General features: G+C 56.3%; 4 protein-coding genes. All 4 read left to right on the top strand.

Translation table 11 applies throughout. From position 1 onward, the window contains the following. The coding region (locus QZP87_RS13380; protein WP_291323422.1) for a uroporphyrinogen-III synthase at window positions 1–298 on the top strand (298 nt) is incomplete at its 5' end. 76 nt (window positions 299–374) lie between these two features. Further along, a complete protein-coding gene (locus tag QZP87_RS13385) occupies window positions 375–974 on the top strand; it encodes a Uma2 family endonuclease (RefSeq protein ID WP_291323423.1) in 600 nt (199 codons plus the stop codon). Window positions 975–1,000: 26 nt separating this feature from the next. Continuing rightward, the gene (purN, locus tag QZP87_RS13390; RefSeq protein ID WP_291323424.1) at window positions 1,001–1,681 is read left to right on the top strand and encodes a phosphoribosylglycinamide formyltransferase; all 681 of its coding nucleotides are present in this window, start codon (window positions 1,001–1,003) and stop codon (window positions 1,679–1,681) included. A 31-nt stretch (window positions 1,682–1,712) separates the two neighbouring features. After that, window positions 1,713–2,844 (top strand): radical SAM protein (locus QZP87_RS13395; RefSeq protein ID WP_291323425.1); only part of this gene is annotated, 1,132 nt, incomplete at its 3' end.

A 2,844-nucleotide genomic window follows, 5' to 3' on the forward strand; every position in this document is an offset into this window, starting at 1 on the left:
GACCGGACTGGCCCAGGAAAGCGGCCAGGGCATCCTGGAAGCCATGCAGGAAGGCAGTATCAGCTACATCACCTTTACCAGTTCCTCCACAGTGGAAAACTTCTTTTCCCTGGTTCAGCCCAGTGAGGTGGCCAGGCATCAGAATCAGGGCCTAAGGCTGGTGTGCATCGGCCCGGTAACAGCCGGGACCTTGAATGGTTTCGGGCTGGAAGCAGACATTGTCCCTGAAGATTATACCATTCCCGGGCTGGTGAATGTCCTGCTGGAAGATGCAGGCAAAAGGGGGGATAATCCTTAGTTTCTGCAAAGTCCGTTGACATACAGATCCGGGCGGGGTAATCCTTTACTTATAAAATCCAGCATGGAGGGCAGGTATGGGAATGGCGCAACCCAAAAATGATCAGGAATTTCTTACTTACAGGGACTATCTGCACTGTTCCCCGGACAAGCGCCTGGAGATCATTTACGGCACTGTTTACGACATGACTCCGGCTCCTTCTCCCAGGCACCAGGAAATGCTCGGGGCTGTTTTTCTTCAGATTGCCCAGACCTTAGAAGACTCCTCCTGCCGGGTGCTGCCGGCCCCTGTGGACGTACTTCTGCCCCGCGGTCTGGAAGCCGACGAGGAAACCGACACTGTGGTCCAGCCCGACCTGGTCATCGTCTGCGATCCGGACAAGATCCGGGAAAAAAACATCCGCGGAGCACCGGAATGGATAATCGAAATCGTCTCCCCGTCCACTGCCGGGCATGACCAGATACGCAAACGCGAGCTCTACGAAAAAAGCGGAGTCAGTGAATACTGGATAGTTCACCCCACTGACGGCCTGGTCATGGTTTACAGGCTGCAAGACAATGCATACGGCAAGCCGGAAGTAATGGAACTCAAGGACACCACCCGCTGCCTTGCCCTGCCCGGGGTTGCAGTGGACTGGGACCGCGTAATGCGGCGTCTGCGTGAAGATGGAAACTAATAAAAAATAAAAACTTGAAATACAATATGCCATACAAAATAGCAGTCCTCATATCCGGTTCAGGGTCCAACCTGCAGGCCATCATCGACCGCATAGAGCAAAACGTTCTGGATGCCCGCATTACCCGGGTCATAAGCAATAAACCCGGGGTCGCTGGTCTGGAGCGGGCCGAAAGGCACGGCCTGTCCACTACGGTTATTGAGCACAAAGACTACCCTTCCAGGGAAGACTTCGACGCCGCCTTAGTGCGTACCATCAAAGACAGCGGAGCTGAGGGCGTAATCCTGGCCGGATTCATGCGCATCATCACCCCGGTCTTGATAAACGCCTTTCCCGGCAACATATTAAACATCCATCCCAGCATCCAGCCGGCCTTTCCCGGAGTCCATGCCCAGAAGCAGGCTGCAGAATACGCAGTCAAGCTTTCCGGGTGCAGCATCCATTTTGTGGATGAAAAAATGGATCACGGTCCCATCATTATCCAGGCCGCGGTTCCGGCCCTGGCCGGGGACGATGAAAAGTCCCTGGGCTCGCGCATCCTGGCCCTGGAGCACAGGATCTTCCCCCAGGCCGTACAATGGCTGGCCCAGAACCGCCTGGAGATAAACGGCCGCACCGTAAACGTACTCAACGCCCCCTCGCCTGCCGCAGTGGAAGCGGATACTTATCCCTCCCTGGTCAGCCCCGGACTGGAAGACGGATTTTAGATTACTCAAACCCCAAACACCAAGCATAAGATTGAAAGAACTTCTCCCTTTTCTACCCAGACCCAGTCACTATCTTGGCCAGGAAGTCAACAGCGTGCACAAAAACAGGCGCAGTGCATCTGTGCATATGGGCCTGGCCTTCCCCGATGTTTACGAGGTGGGCATGTCCTACCTGGGCCAGAAGATACTTTATCACCGTATCAATGACCAGGATGAGTACTACGCCGAAAGGGTCTTCTCCCCGTCCCTGGAAGCGGCCGGAATCATGCGGGAGCAGAACACCCCCCTTTGCACCCTGGAATCCGACACCCCCCTGGGGGAACTGGATATTCTGGCCTTCAGCCTGACCCACGAACTCTGCTATACCAACATCCTGTATATGCTGGACCTGGCCGGACTGCCTTTCAAGGCTCACGAGCGAAGCGGGGCTCATCCCCTGGTCATTGCCGGTGGCGGAGCCACCTTCAATGCTGAGCCAGTGGCTGAATTTTTTGACCTCATGGTCCTGGGCGACGGCGAAGAAGTCATCCTGGACATACTGCAGAAGGTCAAAATTGCCCGGCAGCAGGGCATGTCCAGGCAGGACCTGCTGCAGACCCTAAAAAACCTACCCGGCGTGTACGTGCCCGGATTCTTTAAAGGTCCCGGGCTGCCCCTGACCCCGCTTCGAGAGGATTACAGGCAGGTTACTAAAAGCCTGGTAACTGATCTCAACCAGGTCCCCTTTCCCACCCGGCAGATTGTGCCTTACGGCAAGGTCATCCACGACCGATTGAGCATTGAAATCGCCCGGGGCTGCACCCGGGGGTGCCGCTTCTGTCAGGCCGGAAGCATATACCGGCCGGTGCGCGAAAGAAGCATCTCCCGCATCCTGGAGGATGTCCAGCAGGGGCTTCTGGCTACAGGCCTGGAAGAGCTTTCATTTCTATCTCTAAGCAGCGGTGACTTTTCCGCCCTGGAGGAACTTTTCACCAGGAGCTTTGCCCGCTGCCAGCAGGAACAGGTGGCCATGGCCCTGCCTTCCCTGCGGGTAGGTTCAGTTAATGAAAGGCTTATGCAGCTCATGTCGCGCATACGCAGAACCCAGGCCACCCTGGCCCCGGAAGCCGGAACCAGCCGCCTGCGCCAGGTCATCAACAAGGGCATCACGGAAGAACAGCTAC

The sequence above is a fragment of the Desulfonatronospira sp. genome (assembly GCA_003563255.1).
Taxonomy (GTDB): domain Bacteria; phylum Desulfobacterota; class Desulfovibrionia; order Desulfovibrionales; family Desulfonatronovibrionaceae; genus Desulfonatronospira.

Bases quoted from the DNA above. Each gene is read 5' to 3' on its own strand.
- purN (WP_291323424.1), top strand. From the start codon at position 1,001: ATGCCATACAAAATAGCAGTCCTCATATCCGGTTCAGGGTCCAACCTG.
- QZP87_RS13385 (WP_291323423.1), top strand. From the start codon at position 375: ATGGGAATGGCGCAACCCAAAAATGATCAGGAATTTCTTACTTACAGG.